We start from the raw sequence: 21712 nt of genomic DNA, 5'->3' as shown, positions 1-21712 counted from the left end.
GTTACCCCTTATCCTTTACGAAACATTTTTAACATACGCTGGGTAACAGTAAACCCACCGAATATATTGATACTTGCAATCAATATGGCAATGAAAGATAAGAAACTAACCCATCCTCCCGAGCCTATTTGCAATACTGCACCGACAACAATAATGCCTGAAATTGCATTGGTGACAGACATCAATGGTGTATGCAACGCATGTGTTACGTTCCACACAACGTAATAACCGACAACGCAAGCGAGAGCAAATACCGTAAAGTGTGATAAGAACTCTTTTGGCGCTGAGTTTGCAAACCAACCGAATAGAATGATCGCTAATGCCATTAAGCCATACTTAACTACAGGCGACATTTTCTTCTTCTCAGGCGCTTTTTCTTTTTCCGCCACTTGAGGCTTCGCCTGCGGCTGAGCAGATACTTGAATGGGGGGAGCAGGCCACGTGATTTCACCTTGTTTAATAACGGTAACACCGCGGATCACAACGTCATCAAAATCAATATTGATTTCGCCATTCTTCTCTTTGCACAGTAACTTCATCAAGTTAACAAGGTTTGTGCCATACAATTGCGATGATTGAGTCGGTAGACGGCTTGGTAAATCGGTATAACCAATAATTTTGACGCCATTATCAGTCACAACCAATTTATCCGCTTGGGTTAACTCACAGTTCCCCCCTGTTTGCGCCGCTAAGTCAACAATCACACTACCAGGTTTCATTGACTCAACCATCTCTTTGGTAATTAATTTAGGTGCTGGACGCCCAGGAATAAGTGCGGTAGTGACGATAATGTCGACTTCTTTAGCTTGTGCAGCAAATAAAGCCATTTCCGCCTTAATAAACGCTTCGGACATGACTTTCGCATAGCCATCGCCGCTGCCTGCTTCCTCTTTGAAATCTAACTCAAGGAATTCGGCCCCCATACTCTGCACTTGCTCTTTAACTTCTGGACGCGTATCAAATGCACGTACAACCGCTCCCAAGCTACCAGCAGCACCGATTGCCGCCAGCCCAGCAACCCCAGCACCAATGACCATCACTTTCGCTGGCAGTACCTTACCGGCTGCTGTAATTTGACCAGTAAAAAAACGACCAAATTCATGAGCAGCTTCGACAATTGCACGATAACCTGCGATATTTGCCATTGAACTTAAGGCATCTAATGATTGCGCACGGGAAATCCGCGGCACTGCATCCATAGCGAATACATTGATGTTTCTTGCTTTTAAGGCATCCATCAATTCAGCATTTTGCGCTGGCCAGATAAAACTCACCAGCGTTGCACCTTCTTTCAGTAATCCAATTTCATCGTCTAGTGGTGCATTGACTTTAAAAACAATATCGGCTGAATAAGCGGTGTCACGATCAACAATCTCAGCCCCCGACTGCTCATAAGCCGCATCCTCAAAACTCGCTAAATGTCCTGCTTCACTTTCGATACAGACACTGAAACCTAACTTAATCAGTTGAGTCACCGTCGAGGGTGTAGCAGCAACACGAGCTTCATTGGCAAGTCGTTCTCTAGGTATACCAATACGCATAATGTTCCCTTTTCAAAGCCAAAGTAATTTTGTATTTGTTAAATTTGCTAAAAATTAACCATCTTAGATAGAAAAGTCCTATTTTTAGCCGAAAACAGTTCTATGGAGTTCTAATAACCTACTGAAAATAACCTTCTTGATCCATAATTGATCTCGATTCTTAAACAGTAAATGGAATTCGCAGTGAAAATCTTAGTTTTAGGTCAATAAAATACTGGATAGCTAAAAAAATCTGGTAATTATGACTAGTCAATGAATATTTATTTCTTATAAAAAATAAAATTATGAGACAACTTGATTGGTTACGTGTAATAATCATAGCCATGTGATACAACTAAAGTTCAGCACTTTTAAAATAAATTGCGCAAGTCGGAAGGATTTTGTATGAAGCTGAAAACTACGGCCATCGCAGCCGCGGTGTTATCATTAACCAGTATTACTGCTGTACAGGCAGCTGTTGAACTGACGCCCAAACAGGCTGAAGAGTTAAAACCTTATGAGCGCATAACAGTGACTGGGCGCTTTAATGCTATTTATGAAGCATCCGATGCCGTCTCACGCCGGGCTGATAAATTAGGCGCTTACGCTTTCTATATCCAGAGCCTTGATGATGTGGGTGATAGCGGTAACATGCGCGTTGTTGCAGATCTTTACCAAAAAGATGCAAAATCTGTGGAAGAAAGCAAACGTCGCGTATTTGGTGGCGTTGAAGAGATGTCAAAAGCAGACGCAACACAGTATGAACCATTTGATGCTGTTACCGTCAGTGGTTTCTACCCTTCTCAGCCTGATCTTTATGAAGCTATTGCGAAGAAAGCAAAAGAAAAAGGCGCAGCATCATTCTATGTTGTTCGTAACATCGCTGTAAATGATGGTGGAAATACCCTAGCTACCGCTTATGTCTATAAAAAAGATGCGCCTAAGCGCCAAGTTCAGCTAGAGGAAGCTGTCGTACCAGCAGATTCAGAAGCGGGTCAAGCATTATTAGCGGAAGGTGGTGAAGCCGCCAAAAAAGTACGTATTCCTGGCGTTGCTTCATCTGAAGAACCAACTACTGCCGTTGGTCGTTTCTTTGAAACATCAAGCAGTGCACCAGGCAAAACCAGCGTAACATTGCCAAGTGGCTATGTTATCGAAGAAGTTAATAAAACCGCTGCTGCACAAATGGTTCCATTTGATTCGATCACTTTCTCGGGTTATTACACCAATACACCAGAAGTGCGTTATCAAATTGCCAAACGTGCTGAAGCTAAAGGTGCCAAATACTTCCATATCACACGTGAGTGGCAGTCAAATGGCGGTAGCGTAACCATCAGCGCTGACCTCTTTAAGTAATAAGTATACTAACTAACCAAGCCAGCTCCATTTTCGAGCTGGCTTTTTTATTTCTGAAAAAAACGTTTGACTGCTGATTTTCCCACTGAATAAAAATCTTATCAAACTGAATAGTTTTCCATTGCATAACCGTCGTTTCATTCGTAGAATCCCCCTCACTTTATCAGTACGACAGATAAACAATCTATAATTTAAAATTGTTCCAGCTTAAATACATTATAAAATTGTAGATTTAACGTTATTTTAACTTTTGATTGTAGAATAACCAGGACATACATTGAAACATACACTCAGTCTTACAGCACTCACCGCATTAGTTCTCAGCTCAATGGTGGGTGCAGGTGTCTTTAGCCTTCCACAAAATATGGCTGAAGTTGCCAGCCCTTTGGCACTTATCATTGGCTGGTCAATTACAGGCATTGGCATTTTATTTTTAGCTTTCTCTCTACTGCTACTTTCTCGTATACGCCCAGATCTTGATGGGGGCATTTTTACTTATGCAAAAGAAGGTTTCGGTGAACTGATTGGTTTTTGTTCCGCATGGGGTTATTGGCTATGTGCGGTTATCGCTAATGTCTCTTACTTAGTTATCGTTTTTGCGGCTATCAGCTTTTTTACTGATACACCCGATAGGATTATTTTTGGCGATGGTAACACTTGGCAAGCCTTAGTTGGTGAATCCATCTTATTATGGATTGTGCACTATTTAGTGTTGCGTGGTGTTCAAACGGCGGCGGGAATTAATAAGCTAGCCACTATGGCAAAATTAATCCCATTAGGGCTATTTATTATCCTAGCATTTGTCGCTTTCAAACTTGATGTGTTCGATGCAGATTTTAGTGGGATTTCCCTCGGAGTGCCTGTTTGGCAGCAAGTTAAAGACACTATGTTGATCACGTTGTGGGTGTTTATTGGTATCGAAGGAGCTGTCGTTGTCTCTGCTCGCGCTAAAAACCGCCGTGATGTTGGCTTAGCCACTGTTTTCGCCGTTAGTTCTGCATTAATCATCTATATCCTAGTGACACTTCTCTCGTTAGGCCTTATGCCAAGGGCTGAGCTTGCTGAAATAAAAAATCCATCAATGGCCAATTTAATGGTAGGTTTAATTGGTTCAAGTGGTGAGATCATTATCGCAGCGGGGCTTATTATCTCTGTGTGTGGAGCATACCTGAGTTGGACAATTATGGCTGCCGAAGTGCCTTATATCGCAGCGCAATATCAATCATTCCCTAAAATATTCAATAAACTGAATAAGAATGATGCTCCATCCTCCTCCCTGTGGTTAACAAATGGTGCCGTACAGCTTTCTCTAGTCTTAATTTGGCTAAGTGGGAGTAATTACAATACGCTCCTAACAATCGCTTCTGAGATGATTTTGGTTCCTTACTTTTTAGTGGGTGCTTTTCTCATAAAAGTCGCTTTTGAACGCCATAATAAGCTGCTACTGATGGTTGGAATGGTGGCCAGCCTCTATGGTCTTTGGCTGCTTTATGCTTCTGGACTGATCAACCTTATGCTGTCTGTCGTTTTATATGCGCCTGGTATACTTGTTTTTTGGTATGCGCGAACTCAGCAATCCCAACAAGCTCCACTTAATATGGCTGAAAAGATTATCGCTCTGGCTATTATCGCGGGGGCAGTGCCCGCAACCTACTATCTATTCTAGCTTCAACTACAATCACTACACTGAAAAGGCTCTAGTATTCAGTGTAGTGATCTCATCGATACTTCTTCCTTCATTAGTTCTAGCAGCGCTTTTTTAAATCATTTGTAAGTGAATCATATATTATCTAATGATTGCATTCAGGAGGTAACATGCACTTAATATTACGTAATGAACATTCATATACCATAACCAAAAATGAGAGAATTCAATCATCACAAGACATTGGTTTTAGCGCTAAAGTTAAAAAAATCAATAAGCTTCATTTTTCGAATAGTGCCTGTGCCAGAAAAATTAGATGTCGCCAGAAGTTAAATGAGAAAGGCTCAAAGGAGTTACACCCATTCTCTTTAAACGCCGTAAAAACCAATGGCTCGCCCTATTTGCATAGCGTAACAAGTAAAACACTGTAGTGTTTTGCTCATTTCCCATACAGACAGTTTGTGTTTTTACTCTCTCTGCTAAAACTAGCAAAGGGAGTAAATAGAGACTCTGATTTACCATTTCCCCCCTATTCGCCCTACCTTGGATTGATTTCCCATTTAATTTTTAGCTAGCCTAGTCACGTTATCTTTTGTATTGGCACTGTTGTTTCATTAGGTACTCTCCAAACAACTAGTATGTTGTAACTAAACAAGTGTGTTTTGATGCTATAATCGTTAAAAATTTAACGGTTATACCCTACTCTTAATTTTTAAGAACAATAAACGGAGTATCATGCTGAAAATCATTTTCATAATGCAAATGTTAAAAACAAAATTTTAGGATGAAAAAGAAAGTCGATATCAAATCATTTGGTTTTGTGCACGCCAATTTACCCCTTTTTAACATAAAAAATAGACTTATTATATTGCGCTCAATCAGCAACATATACTGATAGAAATCACACAGCAAATAATTTACAAGGTCATACAATGAACAGTTTATTAAAATATATATTACTTATTTTATTTTTTAATCATTCTATTTCTTTTTCAGCAGATGGTGAAATAAAGTTCGTTGGCAGTATAATTCCAACGGCGTGCTCTGTTGATACTAATTCTGTACATAAAGTGGTAAATATGGGGAAGGTTTCTGTAGCCGCTTTTACTAATAAAAATAGTGCTGCCGCAGCAACACCATTTAGAATAACATTATCTAATTGCCCTACCGATTATAAGAAAATTCAATTTAAGTTTGATGGTAAAAGTGATAGTGCTAACCCTTCTTTATTAGGATTATCACCAAATGCAACCTCACCTGCTGCAACAGGTATTGCAATAGGCCTTTATGAAGAAAATAGTGTTCGCCGTATACCACTAAATGGGGGAAGCCAGTTTAAAGAAATAACCCCAAGTAAAACGGTAGAAATGAATTTTGTGGCTAAATATATTGCAACCAGTGATCAAATCATTCCCGGCTCAGCAGATGCATTAGCGCATTTCAGCATTATTTATCAATAAAAGAGGAGATGAGAGAGAGGTTTTCTTCTCTCTTATTAATTATCATGAAAATAACAGTCACCTTTTTATTATTGCTTCCTTTTCTCTCTTATGCCGGAATTATTATTAATGGCACGCGGTTTGTTTATCCTGAAAACGATAGGGAAATATCATTATCTATTGAGAACCCTGAGGAGCAAACGACTTACCTTATTCAATCATGGGTTGAGAAAGATAATCAACGGTCTAATGATTTTATTATTACACCACCACTATTTAAGCTAAAACCTGCCTCATTAAATAAATTAAGAGTGATAAAAGTGGCGCCATTAAACCAAACTGATCAAGAAACTCTCTACTGGTTACATATCAAGTCTCTTCCTGCCATTCATGAAAATACAGAAAATAATTTACATATTGTTGTGAAATCCAGTTTCAAGCTATTTTATCGGCCTGAATCTTTAAATAGCAGTGCCGAATCTGCATTTAAAGAGGTCACCTTTAGCTATAATAACCAAAAAGTAACGGCAACAAATCCTACTGGGCACTATATTACGCTGCGAGAACTATACCTTAATGGTAAAGAGATTGCAGAGCCTGGCATGATAGCCCCCTTTGGGCAATTATCTTGGAAAATAGTATTGCCTCAATTGAATTCTGTTTCTTGGAGCGCATTAAATGATTATGGCGGTAAAACACAATTAATTTCTCAACAACTCTTTAATGATGATGAAAAAAAATAATATCACTTTATTAATGCTGTTTTTAATCACGACTCCACTTTTGGCATATGCTGAATATTTTAATCTTGAGGCACTTGATAACATTGAAAATATTAATGACATTGAAAATATTATATTAAATCTAGATAATCAACCCGAAGGGATTTATGCCGTTGATGTTATTGTCAACAATGTTAGACTATTTACTGAAAATGTAAGTTTTCAATATATAGATCAACAGTTAGTACCAATATTCAGTCGAAATCAATTATTAAAAATTGGCCTGCATGAAAAAACATTAAATACAATGGCGTTTGATAAAAATGACAACCTAGCTAGCCACCTTTCAACAATTATCGAGGGTTATTCTCATCATTTTGACTTTAATCACTTAACGTTGGATATCAATATCCCTCATCATTACTTAAATAGTGACACTAATGAGAATAACCTTCAATCACAATGGGATGATGGCGTAACGTCAGCTTATATTGATTATAACCTATCCGGAAGTTATAACTCGAATAAGTACATTAATGACAATAATAGCTTTAACCTGTCATTGCAAAATGGTATTAACTATCTAGGATGGCGCCTAAGAAATAATTTAGTCTATTCAAACTCACACCAACAATGGGAGAGTTATAATACAACTTTATCCTACCCGATTAGGTCATTAAAAAGTCAATTTATCTTAGGCGAGTATTACCTTGCCTCCTCATTTTTTATACCATACTCTTTTAAAGGGGTCTCACTCTCTAATGATGAATTAATGTTTCCGGATTATGATGCATATTATTCCCCCATATTACAAGGTATTAATCATAGTCCTGCTCAGGTGACCGTAAGGCAAAATAATATTATCATTTATAATGATTATTTACCTGCGGGGCCATTTACACTAAATCAATTGAAACCATTAGCCCATAAAGGCGTCTTAGAAATGACGATCACTGAGTCTAGTGGTCGAGTTCGTCAATACCAATACCCTTTTTCTTCTTCGCCACTGATGATCAAAAAAGGCAAATTTCGCTATGCCTTAAACAGTGGAATGGTCTCTAACCGCTCACGCTCTGCACCACCTTATTTTTTTCATAGCGAAATAAAATATGGTATTAACAATAATATCACTGCGTATACTGGTTCTATTTTCTCATCACCTTTTAAATCACTGATATTAGGCAGTTCATTTTCAGCCAATGAATTTGGCGATTTGACTATTGATTGGACACAATCCTACAGTCAGAAAAATAAATCAAATAGTTATCAGTTTGAATATTCAAAGTTAATCACGCCCACCGCAACTGAGTTTACATTTAATGTTCAATGGACCGATAACCCTAAGTTACGGCAGTTCACTGATGTATTGGATAAAATAAACTTATCTAACACCGCCTACCCTCAACAGATCATTAAGCTACATTTATCACAAGGGTTAGGTTATTTTGGAAATATATCATTATCAGCATCGCAACAGAGGTTTAGAGAGCAAAGAGGATATCAGTGGGCCTATAATCTCAATTATTCAGGCAATATAAACGAATACCATTTTAGCCTTAACTGCCAGTCAAATTATTCTATCATTGAGCAAAAACCAGAGTATATCTTTTCTGCTTCCATAATTATTCCAGTGAACACTTGGTTGCCTAATACGCATTTTAGTTACCAATCACAATATGCGCCAAATAACTATCAAAGCCAGCAAGCAACATTAACGGGAGCCATCCTAGAAGATAATTTTATTTCTTATACTCTACAGCATAACTCTCTAAATAACCGCTGTTGTATGAGGCCGAAAAATGAATCAGACACACGATTTTATACTCAGTATCATCATAATAAATTTATTTTAAATGCGGGTTATGGCTACAAACAAGAGCATCAATTGCACTATGGGTTTCGAAGTTCAGTGGTGGCTCATCCGTATGGCATCACGCTAACACCGAGTCGTGGCGAAACTTCCGCTTTATTGGTTGTACCTAATACGCAAGACGTCCGTTTGGATGCTCAACTCAATACCAATACCGATAGCAAAGGCCATGCGATTATCAATCAGCTACAACCTTATCGGCGTAATAACTTTGTTATTGATACACAGACCTTACCCGTAGATACTGAAATTGAAACGAGTTTTCAATCTATTTTACCAACGAAAGGGGCATTGGTACTGGTTCACTTCCCCGTCAAACGGGGCAAACGCTCTTTCTTTACTATTCGGCTTGCGGATGGGAAATTGGCCCCTTTTGGTGCGCTTGCCAGCCTCGTAACAGAAAAAGGAGAACTAACAAGCAATGATATTAATGTAGGGATTATTAACGATATGGGCCAAGTCTATTTAAGTGGGCTTGAGCCATCAGGCACAATAAAATTGAAATGGGGAGCAAAACAATCGCAGCAATGTGAATTTCAATACCAACTATTAGAAACAGATCTGAATCAAGGGTTTTACCATGTTCCGGTGATTTGTCAGCGCAAGGAAGCTTTATGATGACTTTAATTTCTCGTTTATGGCCTTGCTGTATATTCGTTACACATAACGCTTATGCTTCTCAATGCCAATATGTGCCAAATTTCACGCCACATCATACTGTGTTATCCCTCGGTACGGTAACTGTACCTCATCGATTAGCGGTAGGGTCGGTGATCCAAGAGGTGACCTTAAACGGTCTTAGTGACAATCCAATCATGGTAGATTGTCGCTCACCCGTTCAAGCAAAATGGGAAAATAGCCAGTTCCCATTACTATCAAATGGTTATAACTCAATTTATCAAACAAATATTGACGGTATTGGCCTTCGCTTTATCTCACAGGGAGCGGCATTTAGCCGAGATAAGTTACCTTTTGTTAATGACTCACCCAATGCTTGCCACATTACCTCTCATCGTTATAGCTATTGTGGTAATGCATTAAATGGGATCCGAGTACAATTGGTGAAAACAAAAAACATCACAGGTTCAGGGATACTTAGCTCTCATCGTCTGATTGAAGCATCAATTGGTCATTTACCTGTTCAAAGTTATCGTTTCCTAAATACAAAGATTGTTACGCCTAGCTGTGAACTGCTCGAAAAACATAAACGAGTAAAAATGAAGAAAGTTAAACAGAGCCAGTTTAGGGGGATTGGTAGCCATTCCGCCCCCGTCTCTTTTTATCTTACGCTAAATTGTAGTGGAGAAACCCCTGTGGGCATTATCCTTAGTGGGCGAGCCAGTCACAGTGCAGATCATTCTGTGATTGCACTAGATAAAAGACCTGATAGCGCCCAAGGGATTGGTTTACAACTGCGTTTTCAAGGTGAGCCAATCCCTCTAAATAAAGTCTTTAATTTGGGAACTAGTTTTGACCGCTCCCCCTATGCCATTTATTTCGAAGCTCAATATGTGCAAATCCACCCCTCTGTTAGTGCTGGGAAAGCGAATGCAACTGCGACATTACAAATTGTTTATCCATAACCGATAACGATAAAAAAAACCCATCTTTAGCATCATGATGGGGTTTTGAGGGTTATCATCTAATTCTGTATTTTATCACAGTGACTGACTTAAATTTTCCATTGATTGAATAATCCGTTTATCCGAAATCGGATACGGCGTACCAAGCTGCTGTGCAAATAGGCTTATACGCAACTCTTCGATCATCCAACGGATCTCTTGTACTTCCGGTAATTGTTGTTGTACTGGTGTCAGTTTCGCCTTCCATTGCTGCCACATTTGTGTCACATGCTCCACTTTACTCATTTGGGCACGGTCTCTATTAGGATCAATCGCCAGTTTTTCTAATCGGCGCTCAATACCATTCAAATAACGGAGCACGTCAGGAAGCCGTTTCCAACCATGTTCAGTGACAAAGCCTTTAAAGACTAAGTTAGACATCTGCCCTTTTATATCCGAAAGTGCCATTGCCATCGCAAAGTCAACGCGTCCTTTTAAGCGTTTATTGATTGCAAATACCGCAGTGAGTATTTGCTCAACTTGTTTCGCGATTTGTACAACTGCATCATTGAGTTCAGCCCGCACAAACTCTTGTAACTTGCCAAACCCATCTTCCGTCCACACAGGGCCACCATAAGTCGCTATGAGTTGATCAACACCACAGGCGATACAATCATCGATTAACTCTAAAACTTTTCCATACGGATTAAAATATAATCCCAGTTTAGATTTGTTCGGGAGTTTTTCATGTAAGTATTTAATTGGCGATGGAATATTCAGTAACAGTAACCTACGTACACCACCCCACATCGCTTGTTGTTGTTCAAATTCGGTTTCGAAAACGCGGATCCCAACACTGTTTCTTTCATCCACTAAGGCCGGATAAGCCTTAACAGAATACCCTCCTCGTTTCTGTTCGTAACGTTGAGGTAACTCACCAAAGCTCCAGATATGTAAGCCGCTTTGTTCAATGCCATCATCAACCACTTCGGAAAGGGTTTCTTGTACCTTTTCTTTGAGCCGATTTTTCAATTCATCCAGATCTTGACCTTCAGCGATGGTTTTATTTTTTTCACCCACTACGCGGAATGTCATTTTCAAATGGCTAGGTAGTTGGTCTAATTGCCAAGCATCACGTTCAACAGTCACCCCTGTCATGCGACGTAATTCACGCTCAAGCTTATCAAGTAGGCTACCATCTGGTGTCGGTACTCTTTCAAGAAATGCCGCGGCATAATTAGGTGCAGGCACAAAATTCCGACGTACAGGCTTAGGTAATGATTTAATCAACGCAATAATCAGTTCTTGACGTAACCCCGGGACTTGCCACTCAAAACCAACATTGTGTACTTGGTTTAAAATGGCTAATGGGATATGCACTGTCACCCCATCTGCCTCCGTTCCTGGTTCAAATTGATAACTTAAGCGGAATTTAAGCTCACTTTGATGCCAAAAGTTTGGATAATCTAGCAATGAAACGTGCGCCGCATCCTCTTTGATCAACATATTTTTTTCAAAGTTCAGGAGATCGGGCTGCTGTTTTGAAGCAACCTTCCACCACTTATCAAAATGGCGAGTAGAGATCACATCATTAGGGATACGCTGGTCATAAAACGCAAACAAGGTTTCATCATCAACCAAAATATCACGACGACGAGACTTGTGTTCTAAATCTTCAACTTCCGCCAATAGCTTACGGTTTTCCCTGAAAAATGCGTGACGAGTAACCCAATCCCCTTCGACAAGTGCATGACGAATGAAAAGCTCGCGACACAATAAGGGGTCGATTTTCCCGTAATTCACTTGGCGCGCGGCGACGATCGGTAATCCATACAAAGTGACCTTTTCAGAGGCCATCACAGCACCTTGCGATTTAGACCAATGAGGTTCGCTGTAATGGTGCTTAACAAGGTGCTCCGCTAACGGCTCTATCCATTCAGGCTCAATAGTTGCAGCCACCCGCCCCCATAATTTTGACGTTTCTACTAACTCGGCGACCATTGCCCATTTTGGGGGCTTTTTAAATAAACCTGAGCCGGGGAAGATAGTGAATCTTGCATTCCTAGCGCCTGTAAATTCTGGTTTTTCCACATCTTTTTGACCGATATGAGATAGCAGCCCAGCAAGTAATGATGTATGAATACACCGGTAATCTGCCGCTGCACTATTAATTGGAAAACCTTGCTCTTTAACAACTTGCCTCAATTGAGTATAGAGATCTTGCCACTCTCGAATGCGTAAATAGTTCAAAAAATCTTGGCGGCATATTTTTCTAAATTGCGCATTTGATAAAGCGGTTTGCTGCTCTTTTAAGTAATCCCACAGATTAAGGAATGCTAAGAAATCAGATTGTTTATCGTGGAAGCGGCGATGCTTTTCATCTGCCGCTTGTTGTTTATCTAATGGGCGCTCCCTTGGGTCTTGAATCGATAATGCCGCCACAATCACCATGGTTTCCCTGACTGCCCCTAGCTTTCTCGCTTCTATCACCATTCGAGCGAGACGTGGGTCAACCGGTAGTTGCGCCAATTGACGACCAATATCCGTCAATATATAACCGCGTTCACTCTGTTGATGCGCCTGAATAGCCCCAAGCTCTTCTAATAACTTCACGCCATCTTGAATATTACGTTTATCCGGAGCTTCGACAAATGGAAATGCGCTAATATCCCCTAAGCCAATTGAGGTCATTTGTAAAATAACAGACGCCAAATTGGTTCTTAGTATTTCAGGATCGGTAAACTCTGGGCGACTTAAAAAGTCCTCTTCAGAATATAAACGAATACAAATACCATCAGAAACACGACCACAGCGACCTTTACGCTGATTTGCTGAAGCTTGGGAGATCGGTTCAACAGGTAAGCGCTGCACCTTGGTTCTAACACTGTAACGGCTTATTCGCGCATAACCAGTATCAATAACATATTTGATGCCAGGCACGGTCAAAGACGTTTCAGCAACGTTAGTAGCTAAAATAATTCGCCGCCCACCATGTGGGTGGAATATGCGATTTTGTTCACTATTCGATAGCCTAGCAAATAGCGGTAAAATTTCGGTATGGCGCAATTGTAATTTTGACAAGGCATCAGCGGTATCGCGGATTTCTCGTTCACCGCTCATAAAGATCAAAATATCCCCTGAGCTTTCCTGCCCAAGCTCATTTACAGCATCAATGATGCCATCGATTTGATCGCGGTCGCTGTCATTATCATCCCCCATAATCGGGCGATAACGCACTTCAACGGGATAAGTTCTCCCCGACACTTCAATAATGGGTGCCTGATTAAAATGGCGAGAGAAACGTTCAGGATCGATAGTTGCTGACGTAATAATGACTTTTAGATCAGGACGTTTAGGTAATAATTGGCGCAGGTAACCTAAGATAAAATCGATATTTAGGCTACGTTCGTGGGCCTCATCGATAATGATCGTATCATATTGCAGCAGTAACCTATCATTTTGCAGTTCTGCTAACAAAATGCCATCTGTCATTAATTTGACTTGTGTACTATCACTCACTTGATCACTAAAGCGAACTTTATAACCAACAATAGTTCCGACTTCGCTTTCAAGCTCTTGAGCTAGACGGGTTGCTACCGCACGAGCGGCTAGTCGCCTTGGTTGTGTATGACCGATTAGCCCTTTAACGCCTCGCCCTAATTCCAGACATATTTTGGGGATCTGAGTCGTTTTACCGGACCCTGTTTCACCCGCGATGATCACCACTTGATGCTGTTTTATCGCATCATAAATAGCTTGTTTTTTTTGACTAACAGGAAGATTTTCTGGATAGACGATTTTAGGTGGATTAAGCAGCTTGTTCGAAATTTTTTGTTTCGCTGTTTCAACATCCGCTTTTATCGCATTCAGTACCGCAACTCGTGATTTTTCATCACGAATTTTAACTATTCCTTGAAGACGCTTTTTCAGTAACCGTTGGTCACGTAATGAAGTTTGTCCAATATCAGCTTCTAAGGCTGTCAGCATGGATTCCACTTTTTAAATCCTTATTATTTAACTATTTTATGCCATTTTGTTGAATATAGGCTGTCATTACCATCATGATAAAAACGCCATCAATATCACAGAATAAATGGCAACATCAATTTTTTTGATATAACTCTTCTAAAATTCTTTCTTTCATTGATGATTAAAATCTGTATTATTAATTACGATATAAATCAATGAGTTTTAAGGTAAAACGATGAAAAAAGTATTGTTGTTGAAATCAAGTATTCTGGCAGACTATTCACACAGTAACAAAATGGCAGATTACTTTATTGAACAATGGCAAGAAAAAAACCCGAGCGATAGCATAACCATCCGTGATCTTGTCAGCAACCCAATTCCAGCGATTGATGCGGAAATTTTAGCAGCTTTCGCACCAGACGACAGTAAAACTGAACAGCAGAAAGCGCATTTAGCATTATCTAACCAATTGATCGATGAAATCAAACAACATGATGTGATTGTCATTACTGCGCCAATGTACAATTTGAATATCCCTTCCCATCTTAAAAATTACTTTGATTTTATTGCAAGAGCGGGAGAGACCTTTAAATATACTGAACAAGGCTCAGTCGGTTTATTAGAAAATAAACGTGCATTTGTGTTAACCAGCCGAGGTGGCATCTATAAAGATACGGCTTCTGACATTATTGTTCCATTTTTAAAACTGTTCTTAAACTTTATCGGTATCACCGATATCGAATTTATTTTTGCTGAGGGTACTGCATTAGGTACTGAATCGGCTGAAAAAGCACAGCAAGATGCTCGTCAATGCATCGATACGGTTATCGCTTAACCGCAATTGACCTTACAATGATGTGCGTGTGAACAAATCATGCGCATATTATTTTTTCTTCAGCCATTGACCATTAATACCGCGTACATACTCCCCACTCGCGGCTCTTTCAACGAGTTTCTGCCCCGCTATTTTACCCACATCCCTAGTTTTTAGATTGTTTTTCTTCGCAATTTCACTGTATTTGATTTCACGCTCACGGTTAATTTCAGTGACAAGCTCATCAACTTCCGCATTACCGTGGGTAACTACCGCTAAATAACCCGATAATGTTTCACCAACTAACCCTTGATTTTTTGCCTCATCAACGGTTAGTGCAGCAGCCGAAAAAACAAATAAACCGGATATCATCAACGCTTGGAAAATGGTCTTCATTGTGCTTCCACCTTACCAAAAAGATCACTATTTTCTTTAAGTAAGTCTTCAACTTGCTTATCAGCTTTAATGAGTATTTCGTGCTCAATTTTAACATTCATGTTGATATTAATGGGTTTATCAGGTGTCGCTACCTCAACCCGCAAACAACCTGTCAGCATCATTGCCATCAATGTAAATACACTCGTCGCGATTATTTTCACTGTTAATCCTTATTCCTTTAGATATTTTTTTCCAGCCACTCTTCTAAGTTACTGCCAAAACGTAGGCTACGCCATAATTGGAAGATATTCTCTTCATGTGTGTAATTTAAGTGGACTTCTCTTTTTTTAGATTCTTGAGGATTAAAACCTTGGATAATGGTTTTCATTGTCAACAAGCCTAAATTGGTGATATTCACATCGGTACGGCTGCGAGAAATTTCCAAGTATTGCAACCAACCTATCGCTGCTCCTGCAGACATATTATCAGCCTTAATTGACTCAACAAACTGAGTATCAAGACGCAAGGCCAACGGGCCACTATTTTCTAACCAACCATTTTTAACGATCCACTCTGGATTATTAAGGTAAAAAGGTAATTCCCCATCAACGCGACCAGAGGCCGCAAACTGAGTTACTTTGAGTATGGTAAATAATCGGCTTAATTCAATTTGATGTAGTCTGATTGTGGCTGGCTGTTTTTGTGGCCAACGGAGTAAATCAAGCTCTACCTTCCCCCCTAATAAATTAAAACCAACTTGGCTCAATTTTAATGGCATTGCATCTGTTGGCGGGTAAGTACCTGATAAATCGGCTCGAATATCGGTTAGTTCAAACAAATTATTTAATTGCTTGATACGTAATTGTACAGCCGATTTTTCACCTAACGTCCATGTGCTATTTTGTAATTTCCAAGGTAAAACGAAATCTAAGCCACTCACTTCACCATCTTTAAGCCACATTCCCGTATTTTCTACACGCCAGTGCCCTCCCGCGATAAAACCGGTTTCTGGATCAATCGAAAAAGCGGCTTGTGAAAAAAGTTTTCCTTCACGCAAGGTGATCCCTAAATCATTTGGGATCAATGTTTGGAATGCGCTCACTGATTGTTCTGGCCAACGCGCTTGCCCCCGAAAACGTTCGCCATCCCATCGACTAAAAATAACGATTGGCCCTACGTCTTTAGTACTTAAATCAGCTTTTAACTGAAAATCAGCCGGTGATTTACCTTTTAGAGCCGCATTAACAGTCGTTTTAGGCAAATAGCTTGCGGCTCCAAATTGCATTCGGTTACTGGTAAGTTGGAGTTCACCTTGGAAGTTCTCTTTAGCCGGATCACGTTGCCAAAATAAAGGTTTTGTTAAAATAAGGCGTGTTGCCGTCATCGAAAGCAAACCATATTTTATTTGGTCAAACCCAGTGTTTAACGTATTTAGGGTAATTAACGAATCTTGCCAACTACCTTGCCCTTTGATATCCCAATGCGCCGCTAAAGCCGGTAATTGTGCATTTCCCCAATAATTCCAAAACCACTTGCCTTTATCAAATATAAACTTATTCGCCTGACCGTCTAAATGAATGGCGAAATCCCCCCAATACTGCTCTTTCACTTTTAAAATAGCTTGGAGGCGCCCGGTGATCCCTTCCGCACTCAATGAAGTACCCGCTAAAGGTAAGCGCGCTTCTTGTAATAGTAGCGTCGGTGAAACACGCCCATAAGCTCGTAAGAGTGAGCCGGGAAGAAATGAAATTGCGGGTGAAATTAATTGACCCGATATTTTTGACGGCAAGTTGATATCTAAAACCATATCATCATATTTCAATTGCCCATTTAGCTGAAAATGAATATCTGCATCGAGTAAATTAATTTTATTAGCTGGTAAATTTAATACTAAATTCGCTTTACCTTTTTGAGCCTCGGTCATCATATTAGTACGCCCACTAATCACCATGTCACTCAGGCCCGACTGCCAATTCTCTATTTGTAACGAAATACCGCCATGTAATGGAACCTCACTCTCTTCCCACTGCCAACGCCCATCCTCAATACGGATCATGTTGGCTGACACTTGCCAAGGCAAATGAAAAATTTCTTGACCACTTTGCTTATCAAATAAAGACAATGTGCCTTGATCATCCAGCCACCGCAATTTCGCATACAGGGATTTGCTTGGCTGAGTTAATAAAAATTCAGCAAAGAGTATGCCTGATGTCGGAAGTGATTCTGTCGTTAGTGGTAAGCTTAACTCGCCATCGAGTTCAAGGCGCTGCTCTTGTTCTGGTAATTGAACGGAAAAATGTTCGATATTGAGTTGATGGTTAGCAGTGATATTGGTTGAAAAAGATAATTTATCACCACGATAATCTAAAGCTAATGGCGTCCCTTCATTTCGATACAGCCAAATACTGCCTTGATACTCTTCCCAAGGCGATACCTTGGCATTTTCAATGACCAATGAAAATGAAGGTAAGTTATCAATCAATTCAATCACCGATAGTGGTGTACTTTCGCTATCTTTTTCATCTGAAGACAACTGACTTAAACATTGATTATCTTCAGTTAACTCATTAATTGCTAAATGTAATGGAAAAAGCGAAAAACGGCTCTTTTTAGCATCAAACCACAAGCAGTCGCCTGCCTTCAATTGTATGCTATCAACAATTAATTGATCATGACGATATACAGGCTGGCTAAATGACAGCGTCACGTTTTCGGGTAAATAAGATTTTGCAACAATAGGAAGCCAACGGGTTACTGTGACCCATAAAATAGATAAGAGCACAACGCATCCTACAACGCTTAAGAGTAATATTTTAAGTGCCCTTTTCATCAAACAGCTTCCTTGTTTTATCTATATCGATTGTGAATATTGGTGCTAATCAAGATCGTTATATCTTTAAACGACTACAATCACCAATTAAAGCGCAATAAAGGCGCGCTTTCAGTATTTTTTTGATGATTTACTGTAATAATTATCTTATTCTGACCTTAATGCTTGGTAGCCACTTTTTTAGCTACCCCTTATTTTGGGTTCCTAACGAATAGTACACGGAGTTTCTTAGATGAAAATCGTTTCTTACAGTACTAAACAGTATGATCGTAAACATATGGATCAAGTCAATCAAGGATCCGAGTTTGATTTTAATATCGAATACTTTGATTTTCCATTAACAGTACAAACAGCAAAAAATGCTGTCGGCGCTGATGCCGTATGTATCTTTGTTAATGATGATGCTAGCCGTGAAGTATTAGAAGAGCTTGCGGCGCTTAATATCCGCATTTTAGCATTACGTTGCGCAGGTTTTAATAATGTTGATTTAGTCGCAGCACAAGAGCTTGGGATCCAAGTTGTGCGTGTGCCCGCCTATTCACCTGAAGCAGTTGCCGAACATGCCGTGGGGATGATGTTATGCCTTAATCGTCGTATCCACCGAGCCTATCAACGTACCCGAGATGCTAATTTTTCTTTAGAAGGGTTAACGGGCTTTAATATGCATAACCGCACTGTCGGTATTATCGGTACGGGTAAAATTGGCCAAGCCGCGCTGAGGATCTTAAAAGGGTTTGGTATGCGTTTACTCGCCCATGACCCTTACCCAAATCAAGTGGTCCTCGATTTAGGTGCAGAATATGTGGATTTAGATACTTTATACAAAAATTCTGACATTATCTCTTTACACTGCCCTCTCACGCCCGAAAATCACCATTTATTAGATGAAAACGCATTTAATAAAATGAAAAATGGCGTAATGATCATCAATACAAGCCGTGGCGCTCTCATCGATTCTGTTGCAGCCATTAGTGCACTTAAAGCACAGAAAATTGGCTCTCTTGGTATGGATGTTTATGAAAATGAACGCGAATTGTTCTTTGAAGACAAATCGAATGACGTTATCCAAGATGATATTTTCCGTCGCCTTTCATCATGCCATAATGTGCTATTTACGGGTCACCAGGCTTTCTTAACGGAAGAAGCATTAACCAGTATCAGCGAAACAACTTTAGGGAACATCCGCCAACTTAATAATGGCGAAGATTGTCCTAACATTGTCAAAGCCTAATAGAGGCAAAATGATAATGAAACGGATAATCCCTTTAACACTATTGGGTTTTTTATTAGCAGCCTGCCAAACCCAAAATGTGAGTGCTGATAACAGCGATAATGTGACTGAGCAACAGTTAATCCATCATAATTTTGTACTAACAGAGGTTGATGGGCACCCCATCGTTGGTAAAGTCGGCGTTCCTAGTTTGTCCTTTGGCGAAAAAATGTTTGTCTCTGCCACTATGTGCAATGATTTTCATGGAATGGGTCGGATCAATAATGCAACGCTTGTTGTTAAGCATCTATCCAAAACAGAATTAGAGTGCGTTGATGAAGACTTATCAAAATGGGATCCATTAATTAAACGTATGCTAACCGAAGGTGCTGATATATCCTATAATGATAAAAAGCTTACTTTGTCACAAGGTAGGTATAAACTGGTTTATGTTTTGAAAGATTACGTTAATTAATTTTTCTTTATTTTCAAGTGACGACTAATTAAAAATCCCATTATTTGTCATGAATAATGGGATTTTTGCTTGATAATAACACGGTTTCAAAATAGCTAACTTTACCTTGCTTGTGAAAACAGCAGGGTTACCCCCGTTATTTGAGCGATATTTTTCATATAATTCAGTATAGTGGTGCTAAACGGTAAGTCATTCACTATTGATAAACTGCGCAATAAAGGGAAGATAATAATATCATCCATAATATTGTTGCTATTACGCGTTTCTAACCATGCATCTAAAGCATCCATATGTGGTTCAAGCTCCACAATTAATGTATGCGTTTCTTTTAATAACGTATTCAGATCACCAAAAGCACGCTCTTCCCTTTCAATATAAGCGGCTCTCGCCTCTGGGGTCCTTAGCTCAGGAAAATCGGCTTGTGTAAAACGTGGAACAACCAATTTATATACTGTAGTTGAAACGGTGTTATACCATTTATCAATCTCTGGAGAAACAGCATGTTGAGCGATTGCTGGCTCTACTAGCTGATCGACATAATGAACTATATCTAGACTCTCTGGTAAATAGTCACCATCATCTTTTTGCAAAATAGGCAACATTTTGCGGCCAATCATTTTGGTTGGCGTCGCTTTATCATCTTCCATCAAAAATATCTGCTCTACAGCGATTTTTTTAAATCCGAATATCATTCTTGCTCTAACACAAAACGGACAATGATCATAAAGATAGAGTTTCATTATAAGATCCTCTTCATTTAAGTGGTGACAATCATATTGATTATTATGTTAGTATAGCGAAAGGCATGAATGTAACAAAGTTGTAAAATTCATTAACTTTAAGTAACCCACCACTAAATCTGTTCTAACCGATGAGTTATGCAAGATATTTATCAGCGAACCTCTTCATTTCGCCCTTTTGTGAACATTCAATTTTGTTACAATTTGCAGTAATTCAGGCCAATATCACCGACTTCTACCACTGTATTATACCATATATACAGCATAAAAAACTGGTTTAATCAGATCAGTTAGTCTATAACTTCAAAAAATACCTGAACAATGGCGTTAGTTGTTAGTATGCGCTACCAGAAATGTATGTTTACACATTACATCATTTTTAATATTTAAGTTCAGTTATACTAAAACTATAAACACATATTTACCAATAGAGTTTTATCAATTAATTATGGCGAAACTGCTTTCTGTTAGCTTTTTTACATTAATAGTTATTTTTACTATGTCATTAGGGATCTATGATGAGCTTATCTATATCTTGCATTTTTTTGTTATTAAAATGTAATTTATATTACTCTCCTTCTGATTAGAATGAAGAAATAAGTAATTGATTATAAATAGATTTAATAATTACAATCCTTTCTAGCACTCCCCTCTCAAGACCGCAATTACAGTTAATTGATTAATTTCATTATATACTTATTGACTTTTTTCACTCTACTTTATTATTATTTTAATAATTTATTATAAGCATACGTATATTTACCACATGAATTTTTATTCAATAATCCTCCGTAAAACAGCAATAAACATTAAATTTCCTTAATATTAATTAATGTTAATATTTTTATATACCAATAAAACCCTCAATAAAAATACTTACCGTGAAAATTAATAGCTTTTTAGATACATATCACTAACATCTAAGGTTATATATTAGAGAACGACATATCCATAATCGAGTATCGATAAAAGAAAAAATGAATAAGGTTTATTTAAATATAATCAAGCCTTAAAATAATCAAATACAAAAACTAAAAAACAAAAAGTAAAACAATTAATTTATATCAAATGTTTATATAGTAATATTTCTGTTATAATTATTATTCTCATTTTAATTAACACATGAGAACACTTACTAATATAAATTGTAAGGTCTTTTCAATATATGGCTTAGCTAAATTA

General features: G+C 38.8%; 15 protein-coding genes. 9 read left to right on the top strand and 6 right to left on the bottom strand.

The window, feature by feature from the left end; all coding sequences use genetic code 11:
- Positions 1-8: 8 nt before the first annotated feature.
- Positions 9-1541: a Re/Si-specific NAD(P)(+) transhydrogenase subunit alpha gene (gene pntA / locus PR833_RS10645; protein ID WP_272526092.1), complete on the bottom strand. Its 1533-nt coding sequence runs from the start codon at positions 1539-1541 to the stop codon at positions 9-11.
- A 384-nt stretch (positions 1542-1925) separates the two neighbouring features.
- Between pntA and ydgH the strand changes: the two genes are divergently transcribed.
- The 6 genes from ydgH (at position 1926) to PR833_RS10615 (ending at position 10135) form a co-directional block, all read left to right on the top strand.
- Positions 1926-2876 (top strand): DUF1471 family protein YdgH, encoded by a 951-nt coding sequence (gene ydgH / locus PR833_RS10640; RefSeq protein WP_004919577.1) that lies wholly within the window; start codon positions 1926-1928, stop codon positions 2874-2876.
- A 328-nt stretch (positions 2877-3204) separates the two neighbouring features.
- The gene (locus PR833_RS10635) at positions 3205-4542 is read left to right on the top strand and encodes a basic amino acid/polyamine antiporter (RefSeq protein WP_004919572.1); all 1338 of its coding nucleotides are present in this window, start codon (positions 3205-3207) and stop codon (positions 4540-4542) included.
- A 911-nt stretch (positions 4543-5453) separates the two neighbouring features.
- Entirely contained in the window at positions 5454-5981 is a 528-nt protein-coding gene (locus PR833_RS10630; RefSeq protein WP_004919568.1) for a fimbrial protein, read from the top strand.
- A gap of 8 nt (positions 5982-5989) precedes the next feature.
- Positions 5990-6703: a fimbrial biogenesis chaperone gene (locus tag PR833_RS10625; protein WP_272526091.1), complete on the top strand. Its 714-nt coding sequence runs from the start codon at positions 5990-5992 to the stop codon at positions 6701-6703.
- Complete coding sequence (locus tag PR833_RS10620) at positions 6684-9170, top strand: fimbria/pilus outer membrane usher protein (protein WP_272526090.1); 2487 nt, start codon at positions 6684-6686, stop codon at positions 9168-9170. Before PR833_RS10625 ends, PR833_RS10620 begins: the two co-directional genes overlap by 20 nt.
- Positions 9167-10135, top strand: a complete 969-nt coding sequence (locus PR833_RS10615; protein WP_042116568.1) for a fimbrial protein — start codon at positions 9167-9169, stop codon at positions 10133-10135. Before PR833_RS10620 ends, PR833_RS10615 begins: the two co-directional genes overlap by 4 nt.
- A gap of 75 nt (positions 10136-10210) precedes the next feature.
- On the opposite strand, the gene hrpA is transcribed toward PR833_RS10615, so the two are convergent.
- Positions 10211-14101 (bottom strand): ATP-dependent RNA helicase HrpA, encoded by a 3891-nt coding sequence (gene hrpA, locus PR833_RS10610; RefSeq protein ID WP_272526089.1) that lies wholly within the window; start codon positions 14099-14101, stop codon positions 10211-10213.
- A 217-nt stretch (positions 14102-14318) separates the two neighbouring features.
- Between hrpA and PR833_RS10605 the strand changes: the two genes are divergently transcribed.
- A complete protein-coding gene (locus PR833_RS10605) occupies positions 14319-14918 on the top strand; it encodes an FMN-dependent NADH-azoreductase (RefSeq protein ID WP_272526088.1) in 600 nt (199 codons plus the stop codon).
- Positions 14919-14966: 48 nt separating this feature from the next.
- Here PR833_RS10605 and PR833_RS10600 read toward each other — a convergent pair whose 3' ends face one another.
- The 3 genes from PR833_RS10600 to PR833_RS10590 are packed head-to-tail and all read right to left on the bottom strand — an operon-like array spanning position 14967 to position 18105.
- A complete protein-coding gene (locus PR833_RS10600) occupies positions 14967-15293 on the bottom strand; it encodes a YdbL family protein (protein ID WP_004919556.1) in 327 nt (108 codons plus the stop codon).
- Positions 15290-15463 carry a YnbE family lipoprotein gene (locus tag PR833_RS10595; protein WP_004919554.1) on the bottom strand — a complete coding sequence of 58 codons (174 nt, stop codon included), beginning with the start codon at positions 15461-15463 and terminating at the stop codon, positions 15290-15292. The genes PR833_RS10600 and PR833_RS10595 overlap by 4 nt, the downstream gene beginning before the upstream one ends.
- 50 nt (positions 15464-15513) lie before the next feature.
- Positions 15514-18105, bottom strand: coding sequence for a YdbH family protein (locus tag PR833_RS10590; protein WP_113532855.1), 2592 nt, complete (start codon positions 18103-18105; stop codon positions 15514-15516).
- 232 nt (positions 18106-18337) lie between these two features.
- Between PR833_RS10590 and PR833_RS10585 the strand changes: the two genes are divergently transcribed.
- Both PR833_RS10585 and PR833_RS10580 read left to right on the top strand, forming a co-directional pair.
- The gene (locus tag PR833_RS10585) at positions 18338-19336 is read left to right on the top strand and encodes a 2-hydroxyacid dehydrogenase (RefSeq protein ID WP_004919549.1); all 999 of its coding nucleotides are present in this window, start codon (positions 18338-18340) and stop codon (positions 19334-19336) included.
- A gap of 16 nt (positions 19337-19352) precedes the next feature.
- Positions 19353-19790 (top strand): META domain-containing protein, encoded by a 438-nt coding sequence (locus tag PR833_RS10580; RefSeq protein WP_014658307.1) that lies wholly within the window; start codon positions 19353-19355, stop codon positions 19788-19790.
- A gap of 101 nt (positions 19791-19891) precedes the next feature.
- Here PR833_RS10580 and grxB read toward each other — a convergent pair whose 3' ends face one another.
- The gene (gene grxB / locus PR833_RS10575) at positions 19892-20530 is read right to left on the bottom strand and encodes a glutaredoxin 2 (RefSeq protein WP_036940140.1); all 639 of its coding nucleotides are present in this window, start codon (positions 20528-20530) and stop codon (positions 19892-19894) included.
- Positions 20531-21712: the final 1182 nt, after the last annotated feature.

The sequence above is a fragment of the Providencia sp. PROV189 genome (assembly GCF_028480065.1).
GTDB classification, from domain to species: domain Bacteria; phylum Pseudomonadota; class Gammaproteobacteria; order Enterobacterales; family Enterobacteriaceae; genus Providencia; species Providencia stuartii.
This window is presented reverse-complemented; position numbering and strand designations above follow the sequence as displayed.